This window comes from Winogradskyella sp. (genome assembly GCF_025210595.1).
Lineage (GTDB): Bacteria > Bacteroidota > Bacteroidia > Flavobacteriales > Flavobacteriaceae > Winogradskyella.
Genome location: NZ_JAOARH010000130.1, coordinates 1 through 20053, shown reverse-complemented (window position 1 = coordinate 20053; position 20053 = coordinate 1). Strand labels below are relative to the sequence as shown.

Genomic DNA, 20053 nt, shown 5'->3' with positions numbered 1-20053 from the left:
ATTTTTTGCATATCTCTATGGTTAAGACGCTCAATATGCATTAAAAACCACATGCCTTCATTAGCAAATAATGATGCGGGCAGTGTAAATAAAAGGGCAATTAGAAAATAATTTAGTTTTTTCATTTTTAAGTTTAATTGTGTTATCAATTGAGTGATTTATAATTTTTAAATCTTAGTTTTAATCTGATATCCTTTATTCTTTAGAAGTCGAATTTAATCTTATTAAGCAAAGTAACACCTTCATAAAACGCAACATAGTTGCATTTAACAAAAATACGCAAATATCTCATATAAATAGAGCACACTTTCTATTGATTTTGTATAAAATCAAAAAACTAAACTTTTCTTCAAACCTCTACAACTACACAAAGTATAGCCTTCTAAAAACTACTTAACAACTCATTAAGATTTCATAAGTTTCTTTTCATTAATTTTAAACACAATAACTAACTTTCGCATAATGAAAAAACTCTTTTCGTTAGTAATGCTATGCTGCGTTACTATACTGTCCGCACAAGAATTCTCGATGGACTTAGTAAAAAACATGTCACCAAGAAACATTGGTCCTGGTGGAATGTCTGGACGTGTAACTGCTATTGATGTAGTTCTAGATAATCCAGATGTAATGTACGTTGGAACCGCTTCTGGTGGTGTATGGAAATCTACTTCTGGTGGTATCAAATGGGAACCAATTTTTGATAATGAACTAACGGCTTCTGTTGGTGCGTTAGCTATTCAGCAATCCAATCCAAGTGTAATTTGGGTAGGAACTGGAGAAGGAAATCCACGAAACAGTCTTAATGGAGGTTATGGTATATACAAATCTTTAGATGGCGGAAAATCATGGACTGCTATGGGCTTACAAAACACACGTCACATTCATCGTGTTATTATTGATCCAACCAATCCAGATGTAGTTTATGTTGCTGCTATTGGATCACCTTGGGGAGAACATCCAGAACGTGGAGTTTATAAAACTACTGATGGTGGTAAAACTTGGAAAAATATACTTTTTGCCAATAATAAAACTGGAGCAGCTGATTTAGTTATGGACCCAAAAAATCCAAATAAACTCATCGCTGCAATGTGGGAACACAAAAGAGACCCTTGGTTTTTTAAATCTGGTGGTAAAGGTTCAGGATTACACATCACTCACGATGGTGGAGAAACTTGGAAAAAAGTTACAGATGAAGATGGATTTCCAAAAGGTGATTTAGGTCGTATTGGTATTGCCATTGCACCTAATAAACCAAATATTGTATATGCTTTGGTTGAAGCCAAAAAGAATGCCCTTTACAAAAGTACAGATGGTGGATTTAAATGGTCTAAAGTAAATGACAAAAACGATATTGGAAATCGTCCATTTTACTATTCTGAAATTTATGTAGATCCACAAAACGAAAACCGTGTATATTCTATCTATACTTATGTAAATGTAAGTGAAGATGGCGGAAAGAATTTCACGCAATTAATGCCTGCATATGGCGTTGACAATGGTGTACATCCAGATCATCATGCATGGTGGATTCATCCAGAAAATGGACAATTTATGATTGATGGAAACGATGGAGGAATGAACATTACTAAAGATGGTGGTAAAACTTGGCGTTTTATTGGAAATCTTCCAGTTGCCCAATTCTATCATATTAATGTAGATAACGAATATCCTTATAATGTATATGGTGGAATGCAAGATAATGGGTCTTGGAGAGGTCCTGCTTATGTATGGCGTTCTCAAGGTATTCGTAATTCATATTGGCAAGAAATTAGTTTTGGAGATGGATTTGATGTAGTTCCAGACAAAGACGATTCTCGTTATGGTTGGACGATGAGCCAGCAAGGATTTGTAAGTCGATACGATTGGCAAACTGGAAACAATTACACCGTAAGACCTACACACGAAGATCCAGAAGTACGATTACGTTTTAACTGGAATTCGGCTATTAATATTGATCCTTTTAACACTAGTACTATCTATTTTGGAAGTCAGTTTGTACATAAATCAATTGATAAAGGTGAAACATGGACAATTATCTCTCCAGATTTAAGTACTAATGATCCAGAAAAGCAAAAACAAAGTGAAAGTGGTGGATTAACTATGGATGCTACAGGTGCCGAAAATCACTGTACTATTTTAGTCATTGAGCCTTCACCTTTAGAAAAAGATATGTTATGGATAGGTACAGATGATGGTCGTGTACATATCACTCAAAATGGTGGTGCAAGCTGGACAGAAGTCACTAAAAACATTAAAGGTTTACCAGCAGGAAGCTGGATTCCTCAAATCAAAGCCTCTAACAAACGAAAAGGAGAAGCTTTATTAATTGCGAATGATTATCGTCGTTTTAACTATACACCTTATGCTTATAGAACTAAAGATTATGGAAAAACATGGGAACGTATTGTAGACAATAACGATGTAGAAAGCTATGCCTTATCTATTGTTGAAGATATTGAAGAACCAAATCTTTTGTTTCTAGGAACTGATGATGGTTTATATGTTTCTATTGATGCTGGAAACCAATGGACAAAATGGACCGAAGGCTTCCCTACAGTATCTGTAAAAGACCTTGTGATTCATCCTAGAGAGCATGATTTGGTTATTGGCACATTTGGCAGAGCTGCTTGGGTTTTAGATGATATTAGACCGTTGCGAGAAATGGCTAAAAACACATCGGTAATTAATTCTAATATAAAGCTGTTCAATCCACCAACTGCCTATCAAGCAGCTTACCAACAACCAACAGGAAGTCGTTTTGGAGGTGATGCTCTTTATAATGGTGAGAATCGAAGTTTTGGAGCTCATTTTTCGTACATGTTCAATAAAAAGATAGCTGAAAAATCTGACATAAAATCAGAAGCTAAAAAAGGAGATAAAAACATAAGTGATAAAAAAGTTAGTAACGACATAAAATGGGATTCACTAACTCTAAAATTATATGATGGAGATCGATTAATAAGAACTCTAAAACGTAAAGCACCAGAAGACAATGGGATTCATAAATGGACATGGTATATGAACGAAAAAGGTGTTGACAGACCATCTAGAACCAATCAAAAACAAACCAGAGAACCTAGTGGTATTAGCGTAAAACCTGGAAATTACAAAGCCATTATTCATTATGGTGATTTAAATTCTGAAACTACTATAAATGTTGCATCTGATCCAAGATTAAATGTATCGCAAAAAAATATTGATGAGGTTTATACTGCTGCAAAAGATCTAGAAGACCTACAACAATCTGCTGCTGATGCTGTTAAACAATTAGTTGAAAGTAAAACAATAGCTGAAAATTATAAAAAAGAATTGTCTAAACTAGATAAAGAAGGCTTTAAAGACCAAATCGAGTTATCTAAAGACATCGTAAAAAGTATTGATAGTTTAATAGACAAATACTTAGGTAAAGTAGATAAACGTCAAGGAATTACTAGAAATCCTGAAATTACTCCGATGCAACGATTAAGAACAGCGCAAGGTTATGTATTTAATAGCCAAAAAGGTTTAACATCAACAGAAGTTTCTCTTATAAAGCATGCTAAAGATGCCTTTAATACAGTTTTTAAAGAGACTAATAATTTCTTTAATAATGCTTGGAAAGATTATGAAATCCAAATGCGTCAACTCCAAACCAATCCTTTTAAAGAAACAAAAACATTTAGTATTGATTAACTAAAGTCAATACAGAAAAGTAAAAAAGCCGTATCAAATCTATTGAAACGGCTTTTTATATATTAAAACAATAATACTATTCTATCCATTTAAGACTGTTATAATCTATAATTTTAATTCTTTTTCCAGAGGTAGAAATAAACCCTGCTTTTTTAAATTGCGACAATATTCTAATAGCAGACTCTGTTGCAGTACCTACAATACTTGCGTAATCTTCTCTAGATAATACAATACTTAAAAAACCTTTATCGTCTGAACCAAAATTATCATGGATATACATTAAGATTTCAGCCATTCTGCGCTTTACTGACTTTTGCGCCATGTTTACCAAAGAAATATCAGACTCTTTTAAATCATTAGCCATTTCTTTTAGAACGTCCATAGTAAATTTTGGGTTTTTTAACAAGTCGCTCATAATTTCAGCCTTAGGAATAAAACACATTTCCATATCATTTAAAGCAACAGCACTTAAATTGGTTTTTTGCTCAGACACTAAAGAACGTTTTCCTAACATTCCGCCTTTAACCACAAGTTTGACTACTTGATCTTTACCATTTTCACTAAGCTTCGTCAATTTACAAACTCCATCCCTAACGCAATAAACACCATTAAGGGTTTCACCTTCCTCGAAAATAACTTGCCCTTTTTTGTACATCTTACCTGTTTTACAGGCAGATACACGCATAAGTTCTTCTCGTGTTAAGGATTTTAAGGAATTGAATTCCTTAACAATACAAGACTCACATTTACCCATACCGATTGATTTAGTGTCTATTCAAAGATAATAATTACATGACAAATATCATATTTTATCTTTCAAGAAATTGTCACCTTTGTTACAGGTATAAATGAGCAAATTTAAAAATGGAAAACAAAACTTGTTTTCACTGTGGTGACGACTGTGGTAGTCGCCCTATTCTCTTTCAAGATAAATCATTCTGTTGTAATGGTTGTAAAACCGTATTCGAAATTTTTAATGAAAATGATTTAACTTGTTATTACGATTTACAAAATTCACCAGGTGCCATCCCAAAAGAAATAGAAGGAAAATACGATTTTCTTTCTCAAGAAAATATCATTGAAAAACTTACTGAATTTAGAAGTGAAGATGTAGAAATAGTTTCGCTTTATATTCCACATATTCATTGTAGCTCTTGTATCTGGATATTAGAAAACTTAAACAAACTTAACCCAAATGTTTCGGCTTCTCAGGTAAATTTTGGAAAGAAAACCGTAAGAATAACTTATAATTCTGAAGCTACAGATTTAAAATCTATAGTTACTTTACTAAGCACTATAGGATACGAACCTTATATTAGCTTAGACGATTATCAATCTGGTAAAAAGCACATTAACAGAACACTTATATACAAACTCGGTGTTGCTGGTTTTGCATTTGGAAACATTATGTTTCTGTCTTTTCCTGAATATTTTGAAATTAATGAATTTTGGCTAGAGCAATACAAACATATGTTCCGTTGGTTAATGTTTGCACTCGCTGTTCCTGTAGTTTTTTATTCTTCTCAAGATTATTTTATCTCAGCATATAAAGGCTTAAAAGCAAAAATTCTAAACATTGATGTACCAATTGCATTAGGTGTATCTGTACTTTTTATTAGGAGTACTATTGAAATTGCTTTTGATATAGGCTCAGGTTTTTTTGATAGCCTTGCAGGATTAGTTTTCTTTCTATTAGTTGGTAAATTTTTTCAACAAAAAACTTATGATTTTCTTTCGTTTGAACGCGATTACAAGTCCTACTTTCCTATTGCCATAACTAAAATTGACAAAAATGGTAATGAAAATGCCATACAAGTATATGACATTAAAAAAGGGGATCGTCTTTTAATTAGAAACGAAGAACTAATACCTGTTGATGGTATATTAATAAATGGTAGAGGAAAAATAGATTACAGTTTTGTAACAGGAGAGTCACAACCAGTAACCAAACAATCTGGCGACAAACTATTTGCAGGTGGTAAACAAACCTCTGGTGTTATTGAGCTAGAAGCTATAAAATCTGTAGAACAAAGTTACCTTACACAGCTTTGGAGTAATGATGTTTTTAACAAAAATAAAGAAGATGGCTTTACCAATATAACCAATGCCATTAGTAAGCATTTTACTATTGCTATACTCAGTATTGCATTTGTAGCAACAACATTTTGGCTAATAACAGATGCTAGTAAAGCCATGAATGTTTTTACTGCGGTTTTAATTATTGCTTGCCCTTGTGCAATTGCACTATCCGCTCCTTTTACATTTGGAAATTTGCTTCGCATTTTTGGAAAGTTAAAATTCTACATTAAAAACGCTAGTGTTATAGAACAATTGGCAGAAATAAACACTGTTATATTTGATAAAACAGGAACCATTACATCTAATCAACAAAGTAATGCTGAATATGAAGGTTTATCATTATCAGAGCTGGAAAATTTAGTTTTAAAAAATTCACTTCGTGGCTCTAATCACCCTTTAAGCAGAACGCTTTACAACATTTTAGATGAACACAACATCATTACTTTAGACAGTTTTAAAGAACATGTAGGCAAAGGTATAGAAGCAAAACATAATGATATAAACCTAAAAATAGGATCTGCAAGTTTTGTTGGTAATACAGAACAAACATCTACCCTCAATACTACAGTACATGTAAGCAGTAATGATGTTTATAAAGGAAAATTCACTTTTTATAATAGTTACAGAAAAGGAGTCTCTAAACTTTTTAATCAATTAAAACAACATTTTGATTTAGTAATCCTTTCAGGAGATAATGAAGGTGAACGAGAAAACTTAAAGAAATTATTACCAGGTAAAACCAAATTAATCTTTAATCAAAAACCCGAAGATAAACTAGATTTTATCAAATTTCATCAATCCGAAGGCGCAAAAGTACTTATGATAGGTGATGGTCTTAATGATGCTGGCGCATTGGCACAAAGTAATGTTGGTATTGCTATTTCAGAAGATGTTAATGTATTTTCACCAGCATGCGATGCTATTCTTGATGCTACAAAATTCAAGGAACTATACAGTTATATACAAGCATCAAAATCTGCTATAAAAATTATTAAGTGGAGTTTTGTGCTCTCATTTATATATAATGTTATTGGATTATACTTTGCTGTTACTGGTCAGTTAGCACCAGTAGTAGCTGCAATATTGATGCCGTTGAGTTCAATAAGTATTGTCGTTTTTACGACTATTTGTACAAACATTTTAGGACGAAAATTGAATTAAAAATTATGAACAAACCCAAGAATTTATTTGGAATTAATTTAAATAACCTGACATGATAAATGTCATGTTTTTAAAAAAGGTACCACTGTAAATTTGGGTCATAACTTCAGAGCAGGTATGAGTGTTATATATATTGTATTAACAGTGAGCGTTATCGTTGGTGTAGCCTTTTTTGTCATTTTTTTAATGGCCGTTAAATCTGGCCAATATGATGATAGTTATACACCATCTGTGCGTATGTTATTTGAAGACGAAATAATAAGCCCAAAAACAGAAAATTCAAAAAAAACTGACTAATTATATTAATATGGAAATGCAACAATTTTACTACGATAATAAAATCGTTAAAAAATTCCTCTACGCCACAATAGTTTTTGGTGTGGTTGGTATGCTGGTAGGATTAATCCTGGCCTTTATGTTTATATTCCCTAACTTAACAGATGGTATATCTTGGTTAAGTTTTGGACGTTTAAGACCATTACACACAAACGCTGTAATTTTTGCCTTTGTAGGTAATGCCATTTTTGCTGGTGTGTATTACTCACTTCAGCGTTTACTTAAAGCCAGAATGTTTAGTGATTTACTAAGTAACATTAATTTCTGGGGCTGGCAATTAATTATTGTTGGTGCTGCCATAACCCTTCCTCTTGGTTATACTACATCAAAAGAATATGCCGAATTAGAATGGCCATTTGATATTGCTATAGCTTTAATATGGGTGGTATTTGGTGTTAACATGATTGGTACCATATTAAAACGTCGTCAAAGACATTTATATGTTGCCATCTGGTTTTACCTAGCAACCTTTGTTACTGTTGCAGTACTTCATATATTTAATAGTTTAGAGCTTCCTGTAAGTGCACTAAAAAGTTATTCTGTTTACGCAGGTGTGCAAGATGCTTTAGTACAATGGTGGTACGGTCATAATGCCGTGGCATTCTTCTTAACAACACCGTTTTTAGGATTGATGTACTATTTTGTTCCAAAAGCAGCAAATAGACCAGTTTATTCTTATAGACTATCTATTGTGCACTTCTGGTCGTTAATTTTTATATACATCTGGGCAGGACCTCACCACTTATTATATACAGCTTTACCAGAATGGGCTCAGCATTTAGGTGTTGCATTCTCTGTAATGCTTATCGCACCTTCTTGGGGTGGTATGATTAACGGTTTATTAACCTTACGTGGAGCTTGGGATAAGGTTCGTACAGACCCTGTACTTAAATTTATGGTAGTTGGTATTACTGGTTACGGTATGGCAACATTTGAAGGACCAATGCTATCACTTAAAAACGTAAATGCAATTGCTCACTTTACAGATTGGATTATTGCTCACGTACACGTTGGTGCATTAGCTTGGAATGGTTTTATGACCTTTGGTATGATTTACTGGTTGGTACCTAAACTATTCAAAACAAAATTATATTCTGTTGGTTTAGCCAATGTACACTTCTGGATTGGTACACTAGGTATTATTCTTTATGCTTTACCGTTATATGTTGCTGGATTTACTCAAGCAAGTATGTGGAAACAATTTAACCCAGACGGAAGTATTGTTTATGGTAACTTCTTAGAAACAGTAACTGAAATTATGCCAATGTACTGGATGCGTGCTATTGGTGGTACACTTTTCGTTGTTGGTATGTTAATACTTGTTTACAATGTAATAGTAACGATTTCAAAATCTAAAAGTAAAGTTACAGACGAGCTTGCAGAAGCACCTGCATTACAACGTGTATCTAAAAAACGTGTTGCTGGAGAAGGATGGCATACTTGGTTAGAGCGTAAACCAGTATTATTAACCGTATATGCTACAATTGCTATATTAATTGGTGGTATAGTACAAATTATTCCAACTATAGTTGTAAAATCTAATATTCCAACAATAAGCAGTGTTAAGCCTTATACACCTTTAGAATTAGAGGGTAGAGATATATACATTAGAGAAGGTTGTGTGGGTTGTCACTCACAAATGATTCGTCCATTCCGTAGTGAAGTAGAACGTTATGGTGAGTACTCTAAAGCTGGTGAATTTGTTTACGATCATCCATTCCTTTGGGGAAGTAAACGTACTGGACCTGATTTACATAGAATTGGTGGTAAATACAATGACAACTGGCACTTTAATCACATGTACGACCCACAAAGTACGTCAACAGGTTCTATTATGCCTGCATATAAGTGGTTAATTGTAGGTGAAGGTGCTAAACTAGACAAGTCAATGACCGAAAAGAAAATGGAAACTATGGTAAGCTTAGGTGTACCTTATACTGAAGAAGATATAGCTAATGCACAAACTTCTATGACAGAGCAAGGTACTCAGATAGAGAAAAACCTTTATAGTGATCCTGATTTTGCAAAATCATACGAGGCAGATAAAGCTGCTGGTGGTGATAATTTCGTAGAAATGCGAAATAGAGAAATCGTAGCTCTTATTGCTTATTTACAGCGATTAGGTACTGATATTAAAGTAAAAGAGATTACTAACGAAACTGCTCAAAACTAATAACACCATGTTAAAATTTGTAAAACATCACATGGAAAGTATTACTGGGATAGAAATTTACCCACTGATATCTCTTCTAATATTCTTTTTGTTTTTTGTTGTCCTATTTTACTGGGTTTTTACAGCAAAAAAAGAATACATCAATACTGTTAGCAATATTCCTTTAGATAACCAAAACGATTTAAAACTATGAGACATTTAATTCCATCATATATAAGAGTTCCTGTTGTGTTTTTCACCATAGCAGGGCTCATAGAATACTTCATAGATTCTGGAGATCAACCAGCATTTATGGAACAACCTCTTGTATTATTATTCTTACTATTAGTTCTTTTATTTTTATTAGCTATAGAAGGTATTGTAAGTACTTTAGATAATATACTATATCAAAGTTTAGATGAAGAAGGCAAAGCAAGATACGATGCTCAAAAAGCGGCCCCTTCAAAATTAGCGTTATGGTTAAAGAATACCTATGAAAAGCTAAAAGGTGGTAAACCAATAGAAGATGAAGGTGAAATTATACTAGATCATAATTACGATGGTATTAAAGAGTTAGACAATAACCTTCCACCATGGTGGTTATATGGTTTTTATGCTACAATTATTTTTGCTGTAGTTTACTTAGCGCGTTACCATGTCTTTAATGCAGGTGATCAATTTGCTGAATACGAAATTGAATATGCTGAAGCAAACAAAGCTATTGAAGAATACAAAAAAACAGCCAAAGACCTAGTAGACGCAAGTACCGTTGAGTTACTAACTGATGCAGCTGACCTTTCTTCTGGACAAAAAATATACGAAGCTAACTGTGTTGCTTGTCATATGGCAGATGGTGGTGGTGGTATTGGTCCTAACCTAACAGATCCAAACTGGATTCTTGGAGGTGGTATTAAAAATGTTTTTAATACAATTTCTGAAGGTGGTAGAGATGGTAAAGGTATGGTTGCTTGGAAAGCTAATCTAAAACCCATAGAAATAGCTCAAGTTGCAAGTTATGTATTACAATTTCAAGGAAAAACACCAGCAAACCCAAAAGAAGCTGAAGGCGATATTTGGGTAGATGAATCTGCCGAAGGTTCTGAAACTGATGAAACTACTTCTGAAGATGCAACTGAAAACACAGAAAGTGTTGAAGAAGAATCAACAGAAGTATAAAAAACACTAAACCAAAAAATAGCTCTTACTTAAATAAAAATTTAACTTTTAAAGCTATTACATAATGGAAACTCCAAACAATGAAGTCTTTAGAGATTCAATTGGCACCATCGATGAAGAAGGAAAGCGTAATTGGATTTACCCTAAAAAACCTTCTGGGTCATTCTATGACAAAAGAAAACTCGTTAGCTACTTTTTATTAGCTTTCCTGTTTGCTGCGCCTTTCGTTAAAATTAACGGCAACCAGTTCTTAATGTTTAATGTTTTAGAACGACGTTTTAACATCTTTGGGTTTCCATTTTGGCCACAAGATTTTCATTTGTTCGTGGTATCTATGATCATTGGAGTGGTATTCATCACATTATTTACGGTTGGTTTTGGACGTATTTTTTGTGGGTGGATTTGTCCTCAAACCATTTTTATGGAAATGGTTTTTAGACGAATTGAATACTGGATAGATGGAGATAGGAATAAACAAAGAAAGCTTGAAAAGCAAAAATGGAATGCAGAAAAAATAAAAAAGCGTAGCTTAAAATGGTTTATCTTTTTAATAATATCTTTTTTAATTTCTAATATATTTTTAGCCTATTTAGTAGGAAGCGATAAGCTTTTTAGATACATTAAAGAAGGACCATCTGCTAATTTAAGTACTTTAATTTCTCTACTTATTTTTACAGGTGTATTCTATTTTATTTTCGCATGGTTTAGAGAACAAGTTTGTATTATAGCTTGCCCTTATGGACGATTACAAGGTGTACTTTTAGATAATAAATCTATTATTGTTGCCTATGATCATAAGCGAGGTGAAGGTGAAAGTGGTAGAAAGAAATTTAGAAAAAATGAAGATAGAGATGCATTAGGTCATGGAGATTGTATTGACTGTTTACAGTGTGTACATGTTTGCCCAACTGGTATTGACATAAGAAATGGTACTCAGTTAGAGTGTATTAATTGTACTGCTTGTATAGACGAGTGTGATGTTATCATGGATAAGATTAAGAAGCCAAGAGGATTAATAAGGTATGCCAGTGAAAATAATATTGAAAAGAAAGAGCCATTTAAGTTAACGGCTCGAATGAAAGGTTACATTGCTGTTTTGGTAATATTAATAGGTGTTTTATTAGGTATGCTAGCGCTTAGGAATGATGTAGAAGCCAGAGTGTTAAGACTACCAGGCCAACTATACGAACACAAGGATAATAATATTATTAGTAATGTATATACCTATAAAATAGTTAATAAAACAACAGAAACTATTGAAGACGTTAGCTTTAAACTAAGAGGCGTAGATGGAGAAATAAAACTTGTTTCTACTAATAATACGTTTAAGGTTGAAGAAAGTGGCTTAGCAGAAGGTACATTATTTATAGAACTAAAACAGAGCAATTTGTCAGGAGACAAAAACAATCTTACTATTGATGTTTATAGTGGTGATAAATTAATTGAAACAACTTCTGTAACCTTTTTAGGCCCTAGAAGTTATAATTAATACTCCTATGAGATTCAAAAAATCACGTAGGCATAAATTGAAATCCTGAAACATCTTCAGGTGGTAGAATAACTAAAATAAGGAGATTCTCACGTTAGTGGGAAATTGAAATATGAAAATAAATTGGGGAACAGCTATAGTTATAGCATTTGTAGGCTTTATTGGTTTTATTATGTATTTCGTGGTTAATATGGCTACAGATGACAAATACGACCATGACTTAGTTGTAGATGATTATTATCAAAAAGAACTAGAATTCCAGTCAGAAATTGATAAAGAAAAAAAATCAAAAGCTTTAAAAACAAATATTACCTGGAAAAAGACCAAAGAGGGTATTGTTATTGAGTTCCCAAAAGATTTAGATTTTAAAGAAATTAAAGGTTCAGTGTTCCTATACAGACCATCTAACAAGCGTTTAGATTTTGAAATTCCTATTTCATTATCTGACTTCAATTTGCTCATACCTGACAACAATTTGTTAGATGGTCGCTGGAACATTAAGGTAGACTGGACATACAAAAACAATACTTATCTCTACAAAAAAGGGATTACTTATTAAAACATGTTATACTCGGCATTCATATTAGGCTTATTAGGGAGTTTACACTGTGTAGGCATGTGTGGTCCTATTGCCTTTATGCTGCCTGTAGACCGCTCTAATTCTTTCAAAAAAGCTAGCCAAATAAGCATTTATCATATTGGCAGATTACTAGCTTATAGTTTAATAGGCTTAGTTTTTGGCTTAGTTGGCAAAAGCCTTTATATTTTTGGCATACAACAACAACTATCTATAATCATTGGTATTTTAATGATTCTTATAGTATTAATACCGTATAAAACATTTGCCAAATACAATTTATCTAAGCCACTCCATAAAGTCATTTCTAAAGTAAAATCTAATCTGGGGCAGGCTTTAAAGAAAAAAACGGCTGACACCTTTTTAACCATTGGTTTTTTAAATGGTTTTTTACCTTGTGGCTTAGTATATATGGCTGTTTTTGGTGCTGTAGCTACAGGTAATTTATTACAAGGGAGTTTTTATATGGTATTATTTGGTATAGGCACCATTCCTTTAATGACTTCTGCTATATATTTAGGAAAATTTTTAAATCAAACTATAAAGCAACGTATTCAAAAAGCAATTCCGGTATTTGTAATTGTTATTGGTGCGTTATTTATTCTTAGAGGCTTAGGATTAGGCATTCCTTACATCTCACCTGCTCCTGTTGTAGAATTAGCTACCAGCGCAATGGAATGTCAATAATATATTATTACTCATTACCGATTAGTTTACAAAATAAAAAACGCCAAAGTCTGAGACTTTGGCGTTTTAGCTTGATATTAATAACACTAACTAATAAACATCAAGAACTATATTTTAAAAGTCATTACAGGTAATGTTGAGTGATTAGCTATGTCTTCTGAAATACTACCTTCAAAGAAATGTGCCAAGCCTTTTCTACCATGTGTTGCTACTGCTATTAAATCAGCACCAATATTGTTTGCAAAATTTAGGATACCTTTTTCTATAGAATAATCTGAAACTATGTACACATTTTCTAGATTTTCTAGGTCGCCATCAGCTTTTTTTAAGAATAAGGATACACGCTTATCTATTTCAGTAGAACTTCTAAAATTACCATCTGGTGAGTTAACATAAACCAAATGCATTTTAGCACCTAACTTTTCAAATGTAGCTCTTGCATTTAAGTAAGGTTTAATAACTTCATCAGAAAAATCGCTTGCAAAAACTCCATTTTCAAAATCTAAAAGTATTGGATTATGCTTAATCACTAAAACAGGTACATCTGCATGACGAACTACTTTTTCGGTATTAGATCCTATAAATACTTCTTTTACACCACTTGCTCCATGAGATCCCATAATTATAAGATTGGCATTGTGATCATTTGCTACATCATTAACCTCGCTCCAAACTTTAAAATGCTTTACAATTGGTGTTACTTTAACACCTTCTAAGTAAGGTCTATCTAAAAAAGCTTCAAACTTTTGTTCTGCTAGTTTTAAAAAGAATACAGCTTCTTCATTAATTGAATTGCCATTTATAGTTAATATAGCATTAGATAATTCTAACATGTGTAATACTATAAGTTCTGAGCCATACTTTTGAGCCAAATTGGCTGCTGCCTCCAGAGCAAATTCTGAATGTTCGGAAAAATCTATAGGTACAATAATTTTTTTCATAGTGTTAGTGTTTATATGGTCATTGAAAATAATTGGGTCTCTGGCTTTTTGCGCTGTAATAGCAAATCAAAAGCCATACAAACATTCCTCACAAAAGGTTTTCCCTTTTCTGTTATGGTAATTTGTTTTTTTTCTAAATCTAATAGACCATCATGTTCTAATTCATTAAGTTTTATGAGTACATCAGGTAACTCATCAAAAGTTAATTCGGGTTGCGACCAAGATGTTTTAAAATGGCACATTAGGTTGAGAATATGCCTTCTTATTTTTAAATCTTCGTTGTTTAATATATGCCCTCTATATACAGGTATTATGTTATTATTAACTAATTCATAGTATTCTCTTATCGACTTTACATTTTGAGCAAAACCATACCAACTATCGTTAATAGATGACACACCTAAACCAATCATAGCTTGTGTTTTAGAGGCTGTGTAACCCATAAAATTACGATGCAAAGATTCATTTTGCATGGCTTTGTATAGCGAATCACTCTTTAGGGCAAAATGATCCATTCCTATTTCTACATAACCTGCTTTTTCTAATAAATATTTACCAGTCTCGTACTGCTGACGCTTAGATGGTCCACTTGGTAAATCGGCTTCTTTAAAACCCCTTTGCCCATTTCCTTTTATCCATGGTACATGCGCATAACTATAAAATGCTATACGGTCTGGCATAAGTGCTTCTGTTTTTCTTATGGTCTCAATAACATCTACCTCTGTTTGAAACGGTAACCCAAAAATAATATCATGACCTACTGAAGTATAGCCAATTGCTCTGGCTGTTTCTGTAGCATGTTTTACATTTTTAAAAGGTTGTACACGGTTAATTGCTTTCTGAACTTTAAGATTGTAATCTTGCACTCCAAAACTAACACGTCTAAACCCTAAATCATATAAAACTTGCAAATGTTCTTTTGTAGTATTATTAGGGTGACCTTCAAAACTAAACTCATATCCTTCAGCTACTTCAGATACTTTGAGTAATTCTGAAATTAAGTATTTTAAATTTTCAGGAGAAAAAAATGTTGGTGTTCCACCACCAATGTGTAATTCTTTAATTCTTGGTTTAGATTCTAACAATTCACAATATAAACTCCATTCTTTTAAAACAGCATTTATATATGGCGACTCTACCTCATGACGCTTGGTAATGTGCTTATGACAACCACAAAAAGTGCAAAGACTTTCGCAAAATGGCATATGCAAATACAAGCTTATTCCTTCATCTTTATTAGATTCATCAAATGATTTTTTTAATACATCTTTCCATTTCTGTAAAGAAAATGACTCAGAATTCCAATATGGAACCGTTGGATAGCTTGTATAACGTGGACCTGCCACATTGTATTTATTTACTAAATTTTGACTCATATTATGTTAGTCTCAACATCAAAATTACTGGTATGTGATTGCAAAAAATATGATATTTGTCATGTAACATTTTAATCAACAGACAAATGCCTTAAAGTGCTTAATTTAGAGTTAACAAAATGTCTGACAAATTACAAAACTCCACTTGCTTTAAAAGTCTTATATGATTAACTTTACTAAAAACTAAAACTAACTATGAAACATTTAAAATTCACCTTATTGGCTTTCTCTATTATTTTTGCAACTGCTTGTAAAAGCGATAGCAAAGATGAAAAAACTTCTACAGAAAACGTAACAGAAACTACAGTAAAATACATCGTAAAACCTGAAAATACATCTTTAAAATGGACGGCTTATAAGACTACTGAAAAAACTCCAGTTGGCGGTGAATTTACGACATTATCTTTTGATAAAAAAGAAGGATCATCTCCTCAAGAAGCCTTAAATGGCCTAGAGTTTTCTATTCCTGTAAGTAGCCTATTTACTAAAGATGAAGTAAGAGACAATAAACTGAAAGCCTCGTTCTTTGGTGCTATGTTAGACACTAAACTTATAAGCGGAAAAATTAAATATACCGATAACAAGTACATAGCTTCTATTACGATGAATGGTGTTACAAACGACCTACATCTAGATGTCAATATTACTGAAGAAAGACGTGTAACTATGGAAGCCACTATGAAGCTGAAAGATTGGGATGCTCTTGGTGCGTTAGAGTCTCTTAACAAAGTTTGTTATGATTTACACAAAGGTGCTGATGGTGTTAGTAAAACTTGGGAAGATGTTGCTATTGAAGTAAATACATATTTAAGAGAGAAATAACAGCATCATTTAGATAAAGAAGTGTTTTAAACTTTAAACCACTTTAAAATAAAAAACTGCATCAGATTAAATTCTTGATGCAGTTTTTTTTATAGTATTTCAGAACTATTTATCTCGAATAGTTTGGTGCTTCTTTTGTAATTGTCACATCGTGCGGATGACTCTCATGAATACCACTTGCCGTAATTTTCACAAAACGACCAGTGTCTTGTAAAGTAGCTATATCTTTAGATCCACAATAACCCATACCAGCTCTCAACCCTCCAACAAATTGATGAATACTTTCAAACAATTCACCTTTATAAGGTACACGACCCACAATGCCTTCTGGCACTAATTTTTTAATATCATCTTCTACATCTTGAAAATAACGATCCTTGCTACCTTGTTTCATAGCTTCAACAGAGCCCATACCTCTGTAAGACTTAAACTTACGTCCTTCATAGATTATAGTTTCTCCAGGACTTTCTTTTGTACCTGCTAAAAGCGAGCCTAACATTACTGTATCCGCGCCAGCTGCAATAGCTTTTGGAATATCTCCAGTGTAACGAATTCCTCCATCTGCAATCACAGGAACACCAGAACCCTTAATAGCTGCAGCTACTTCTAATACCGCAGAAAATTGAGGAAAACCTACACCTGCAACCACACGAGTTGTACAAATAGAACCAGGGCCAATACCAACTTTTACCGCATCAGCACCAGCCTCTACTAAATATTTAGCAGCTTCACCTGTAGCAATATTACCAACAATAACATCTAGACTAGAATATTGTTTCTTTATAGATTTTAATACCTCTACTACTCCTTTGGTGTGACCATGAGCAGTATCTATTACAACAGCATCTACACCAGCTTCTACTAAAGCTTTAGCTCTATCTAAAGCATCTCCTGTAACACCAATAGCAGCAGCAACACGCAAACGACCATAAGCATCTTTATTAGCATTAGGCTTTAAAGTAACTTTTGTAATGTCTCTAAATGTAATTAAACCAACCAGTTTATCGCCTTCAACAATAAGAAGCTTTTCAATTTTATTAGCTTGCAAAATATCTTCAGCATCTTTTAATGAAGTTCCAACAGGTGCTGTAACTAGATTTTCGCTAGTCATTACCTCAACAATAGGTCTATCATTATTATGCTCAAAACGCAAATCACGATTGGTTACTATACCTTTTAACTTTCCGTTTTCATCTATAATAGGAATACCACCAATACTATGCTCTCTCATAGCATTTTTGGCATCTGCTACCACAGCTTGCATTGGTAAAGTAACAGGATCAATAATCATACCACTTTCTGCACGTTTTACGCGTCTTACTTTTTGAGCCTGATCTTCAATAGTCATGTTTTTATGCAAAACACCAATACCTCCTTCTTGTGCCATGGCAATAGCCATTCTACTTTCTGTAACCGTATCCATAGCTGCAGAAATCACAGGTATGTTAATGGTAATGTTTCGTGTAAATTTTGTCTGAATATTAACTTCTCGTGGTAATACTTCAGAAAACGCTGGAACTAATAAGACGTCATCGTAGGTTAGACCTTCACCTAGGATTTTATTTTCGTGTGCTGTCATGGCAATTAAGATATAATTGCGTGCAAATTTACGCAATTTTTATTACTGTAGTTATATATAATGTCTATAATTCTTTTTAGAAATAATGTTTATTAAATATTTTTTATACTTTATAATTTAACTTCTAAAGTTACAAACCAGTTTCTTGGAGGTGATGGAATAATTCCTGGTCCTGGGTAACCTGTTGCTCGCCTTGTAAAATAATTATTATCTAAAAGGTTATTTATTCCGGTTTCTAACTTAAACTGTTTGTATTTATATGATAAAGACACATCCATAATAGAATAAGCTGGCACCTCGCCTATCAAGCCTTCTTTAGCGTCACCTGCTACAGCATGTGCATTTGTAGCATCTGTAAATTGTTCTGACAAATGTGTAAACTGAATGTTGCCTAACAAATCTTTATATCCAAATTTAATTCCTGTTTTTAAATTAAATTCTGGTACGAATTCTACTTTTTTACCTTTTACACTGCTTTGGTCTGATGAAGTATATTCTGACGTTGTATAAGAAAAATTAGAAAAAACATTAAGTTTATAGTTAGGGTTATTAATATTTAATACAGGAAGTAGATTCCAGTCTAAAACACTCTCTAAACCAACTATTAATGCATCTCCAATATTAGACCTTACGCGATCTCCTTTATCTGGTCCTTCTTGCACTAATACAATTCCTATTCTATCATTATAAAACAATCCATAACCACTAATATCATAGTTTAATGATGTTCCTATTTTTCCTCTGGCACCAATATCAAAAGTATAGCCACGCTCATCATCAATTAGAGGATCTACTATAAATCCTGGATTCACAGTTCTAATATCAGAAAACGTTACTGAACGATAGTTTTGAGAAAGATTAGCATAAAACTCTGTTTGCTCTAATGGTTTATAACTTAAACCTACACCAAAAAACACAAAGCTTCTTTCCTTAACTCTTTCATCTTCTCGTATTTCAGAGAAATTAACATTACCTGCACCATCAAGTTGTATTTCTAAATATTCTCCTTTTATCTCAGTTTTTATGTATTCAAATCTAAATCCTGGTGTTACGGTAAACTTATCTGAAAGCCTTATGATATTCTCACCAAAAATTGCAATATTCTTGTTAGGTAGTTTGAAATCTGTATTATAATAATCATCAAAAGATCCAAAAAAATCAAAGTCTGGACCTATACCTGTAGAACCAGGACCTTGAGCTTCAGTATTATTAGCATTATAATATTTAGCACCAACCAAGACTGTATTGTCTTTATTAAACAGTTTGTAATCTGTAAGTAATCGGGTTTCAAATCCAAAATTCCTATAATTTCCTTTAATTAAATCCCTACGACTATAAGAACCATTAAAAAACTCATCAACATCAGTAATTGGATTAGAACCAACTAAAAAAGGGTTACCTCTGTAACCTAGTGCTTTTCGTGACGCATCTAAGCCAAAAAACCTAAAAGTAAAGTTAGTTTTTTCTGAAAATTGATGTGCTAATTTAAAATTGTATAATAACCAATCTACTTCAAACCAATTTCTAGTTCTATTACTTTGATAAGGATCTTCTTCAAACATAGTATCTGTTAATCCTCCTGCTTGTTGTGCCAAATACCTCATATAGGTTACTTCACCTGAAACCTTAGTTTTATTAGAAATTTGATAACCTAAATGCGCAAAAGCATTTTTAGATTCGAACTCAGAATTTGGTCTAAAACCATCTCCTTTTTTGTAATTGAAATAGGTATAATAACTAAACTTATTAACTGTACCATTAATGCTCGAAAAGTTAGTATACAGATTATTGCTTCCCAATGTATTTCGAGTTAAAAACTCTATAGGTTTATTAGAATTTGGTGTTTTAAATTTAAAATTAATGAGTCCTCCAAATTGCGTTCCGTATTGTAATGATGCTGCTCCTCTAACAACTTGAATTTCATCTAATGCTTCAGCTGGTGGTGTATAATAACTCTCTGGATAACCCAACACATCTGCACTAATATCATAACCATTTTGACGTGT

Annotated in this window: 15 protein-coding genes; 10 read left to right on the top strand and 5 right to left on the bottom strand. The window is 32.9% G+C overall.

Going from position 1 to position 20053, the window contains the following annotated elements; all coding sequences use genetic code 11:
- The first annotated feature begins 462 nt into the window (after positions 1 to 462).
- A complete protein-coding gene (locus tag N4A42_RS13085) occupies positions 463 to 3672 on the top strand; it encodes a hypothetical protein (protein WP_294074803.1) in 3210 nt (1069 codons plus the stop codon).
- Positions 3673 to 3748: 76 nt separating this feature from the next.
- On the opposite strand, the gene N4A42_RS13080 is transcribed toward N4A42_RS13085, so the two are convergent.
- Positions 3749 to 4426, bottom strand: a complete 678-nt coding sequence (locus N4A42_RS13080; protein ID WP_294074800.1) for a Crp/Fnr family transcriptional regulator — start codon at positions 4424 to 4426, stop codon at positions 3749 to 3751.
- A 110-nt stretch (positions 4427 to 4536) separates the two neighbouring features.
- On the opposite strand from N4A42_RS13080, the gene N4A42_RS13075 reads away from it, so the two are divergent.
- The 8 genes from N4A42_RS13075 (at position 4537) to N4A42_RS13040 (ending at position 13329) form a co-directional block, all read left to right on the top strand.
- Positions 4537 to 6912, top strand: coding sequence for a heavy metal translocating P-type ATPase metal-binding domain-containing protein (locus tag N4A42_RS13075; protein WP_294074798.1), 2376 nt, complete (start codon positions 4537 to 4539; stop codon positions 6910 to 6912).
- Positions 6913 to 7029: 117 nt separating this feature from the next.
- Positions 7030 to 7209: a cbb3-type cytochrome oxidase assembly protein CcoS gene (gene ccoS / locus N4A42_RS13070; RefSeq protein ID WP_294074796.1), complete on the top strand. Its 180-nt coding sequence runs from the start codon at positions 7030 to 7032 to the stop codon at positions 7207 to 7209.
- A 10-nt stretch (positions 7210 to 7219) separates the two neighbouring features.
- A complete protein-coding gene (ccoN, locus tag N4A42_RS13065) occupies positions 7220 to 9421 on the top strand; it encodes a cytochrome-c oxidase, cbb3-type subunit I (RefSeq protein ID WP_294074793.1) in 2202 nt (733 codons plus the stop codon).
- A 7-nt stretch (positions 9422 to 9428) separates the two neighbouring features.
- Positions 9429 to 9614, top strand: coding sequence for a CcoQ/FixQ family Cbb3-type cytochrome c oxidase assembly chaperone (locus N4A42_RS13060; RefSeq protein ID WP_294074791.1), 186 nt, complete (start codon positions 9429 to 9431; stop codon positions 9612 to 9614).
- Positions 9611 to 10576 (top strand): cbb3-type cytochrome c oxidase N-terminal domain-containing protein, encoded by a 966-nt coding sequence (locus tag N4A42_RS13055; protein WP_294074787.1) that lies wholly within the window; start codon positions 9611 to 9613, stop codon positions 10574 to 10576. The genes N4A42_RS13060 and N4A42_RS13055 overlap by 4 nt, the downstream gene beginning before the upstream one ends.
- A gap of 64 nt (positions 10577 to 10640) precedes the next feature.
- Entirely contained in the window at positions 10641 to 12065 is a 1425-nt protein-coding gene (gene ccoG, locus N4A42_RS13050; RefSeq protein WP_294074784.1) for a cytochrome c oxidase accessory protein CcoG, read from the top strand.
- Positions 12066 to 12177: 112 nt separating this feature from the next.
- Entirely contained in the window at positions 12178 to 12624 is a 447-nt protein-coding gene (locus N4A42_RS13045; RefSeq protein ID WP_294074782.1) for a FixH family protein, read from the top strand.
- A gap of 3 nt (positions 12625 to 12627) precedes the next feature.
- Positions 12628 to 13329 carry a sulfite exporter TauE/SafE family protein gene (locus N4A42_RS13040; protein ID WP_294074780.1) on the top strand — a complete coding sequence of 234 codons (702 nt, stop codon included), beginning with the start codon at positions 12628 to 12630 and terminating at the stop codon, positions 13327 to 13329.
- A 107-nt stretch (positions 13330 to 13436) separates the two neighbouring features.
- Here N4A42_RS13040 and N4A42_RS13035 read toward each other — a convergent pair whose 3' ends face one another.
- Together N4A42_RS13035 and hemN are read right to left on the bottom strand one after the other, a co-directional pair.
- The gene (locus N4A42_RS13035) at positions 13437 to 14270 is read right to left on the bottom strand and encodes a universal stress protein (RefSeq protein ID WP_294074778.1); all 834 of its coding nucleotides are present in this window, start codon (positions 14268 to 14270) and stop codon (positions 13437 to 13439) included.
- Positions 14271 to 14281: 11 nt separating this feature from the next.
- Entirely contained in the window at positions 14282 to 15646 is a 1365-nt protein-coding gene (gene hemN / locus N4A42_RS13030; RefSeq protein ID WP_294074776.1) for an oxygen-independent coproporphyrinogen III oxidase, read from the bottom strand.
- Between the two features lie 195 nt (positions 15647 to 15841).
- On the opposite strand from hemN, the gene N4A42_RS13025 reads away from it, so the two are divergent.
- Complete coding sequence (locus tag N4A42_RS13025) at positions 15842 to 16468, top strand: YceI family protein (protein ID WP_294074773.1); 627 nt, start codon at positions 15842 to 15844, stop codon at positions 16466 to 16468.
- 109 nt (positions 16469 to 16577) lie between these two features.
- On the opposite strand, the gene guaB is transcribed toward N4A42_RS13025, so the two are convergent.
- Together guaB and N4A42_RS13015 are read right to left on the bottom strand one after the other, a co-directional pair.
- Positions 16578 to 18047, bottom strand: a complete 1470-nt coding sequence (gene guaB / locus N4A42_RS13020) for an IMP dehydrogenase (protein WP_294074805.1) — start codon at positions 18045 to 18047, stop codon at positions 16578 to 16580.
- Between the two features lie 110 nt (positions 18048 to 18157).
- On the bottom strand, positions 18158 to 20053 hold a 1896-nt coding region (locus N4A42_RS13015), incomplete at its 5' end, for a TonB-dependent receptor (RefSeq protein ID WP_294074770.1).

Excerpts from the sequence above, each read along its gene's own strand:
- N4A42_RS13085 (WP_294074803.1), top strand. The coding sequence starts at position 463 with ATGAAAAAACTCTTTTCGTTAGTAATGCTATGCTGCGTTACTATACTG.
- N4A42_RS13080 (WP_294074800.1), bottom strand. The coding sequence starts at position 4,426 with ATGGGTAAATGTGAGTCTTGTATTGTTAAGGAATTCAATTCCTTAAAA.
- N4A42_RS13075 (WP_294074798.1), top strand. The coding sequence starts at position 4,537 with ATGGAAAACAAAACTTGTTTTCACTGTGGTGACGACTGTGGTAGTCGC.
- ccoS (WP_294074796.1), top strand. The coding sequence starts at position 7,030 with ATGAGTGTTATATATATTGTATTAACAGTGAGCGTTATCGTTGGTGTA.
- ccoN (WP_294074793.1), top strand. The coding sequence starts at position 7,220 with ATGGAAATGCAACAATTTTACTACGATAATAAAATCGTTAAAAAATTC.
- N4A42_RS13060 (WP_294074791.1), top strand. The coding sequence starts at position 9,429 with ATGTTAAAATTTGTAAAACATCACATGGAAAGTATTACTGGGATAGAA.
- N4A42_RS13055 (WP_294074787.1), top strand. The coding sequence starts at position 9,611 with ATGAGACATTTAATTCCATCATATATAAGAGTTCCTGTTGTGTTTTTC.
- ccoG (WP_294074784.1), top strand. The coding sequence starts at position 10,641 with ATGGAAACTCCAAACAATGAAGTCTTTAGAGATTCAATTGGCACCATC.
- N4A42_RS13045 (WP_294074782.1), top strand. The coding sequence starts at position 12,178 with ATGAAAATAAATTGGGGAACAGCTATAGTTATAGCATTTGTAGGCTTT.
- N4A42_RS13040 (WP_294074780.1), top strand. The coding sequence starts at position 12,628 with ATGTTATACTCGGCATTCATATTAGGCTTATTAGGGAGTTTACACTGT.
- N4A42_RS13035 (WP_294074778.1), bottom strand. The coding sequence starts at position 14,270 with ATGAAAAAAATTATTGTACCTATAGATTTTTCCGAACATTCAGAATTT.
- hemN (WP_294074776.1), bottom strand. The coding sequence starts at position 15,646 with ATGAGTCAAAATTTAGTAAATAAATACAATGTGGCAGGTCCACGTTAT.
- N4A42_RS13025 (WP_294074773.1), top strand. The coding sequence starts at position 15,842 with ATGAAACATTTAAAATTCACCTTATTGGCTTTCTCTATTATTTTTGCA.
- guaB (WP_294074805.1), bottom strand. The coding sequence starts at position 18,047 with ATGACAGCACACGAAAATAAAATCCTAGGTGAAGGTCTAACCTACGAT.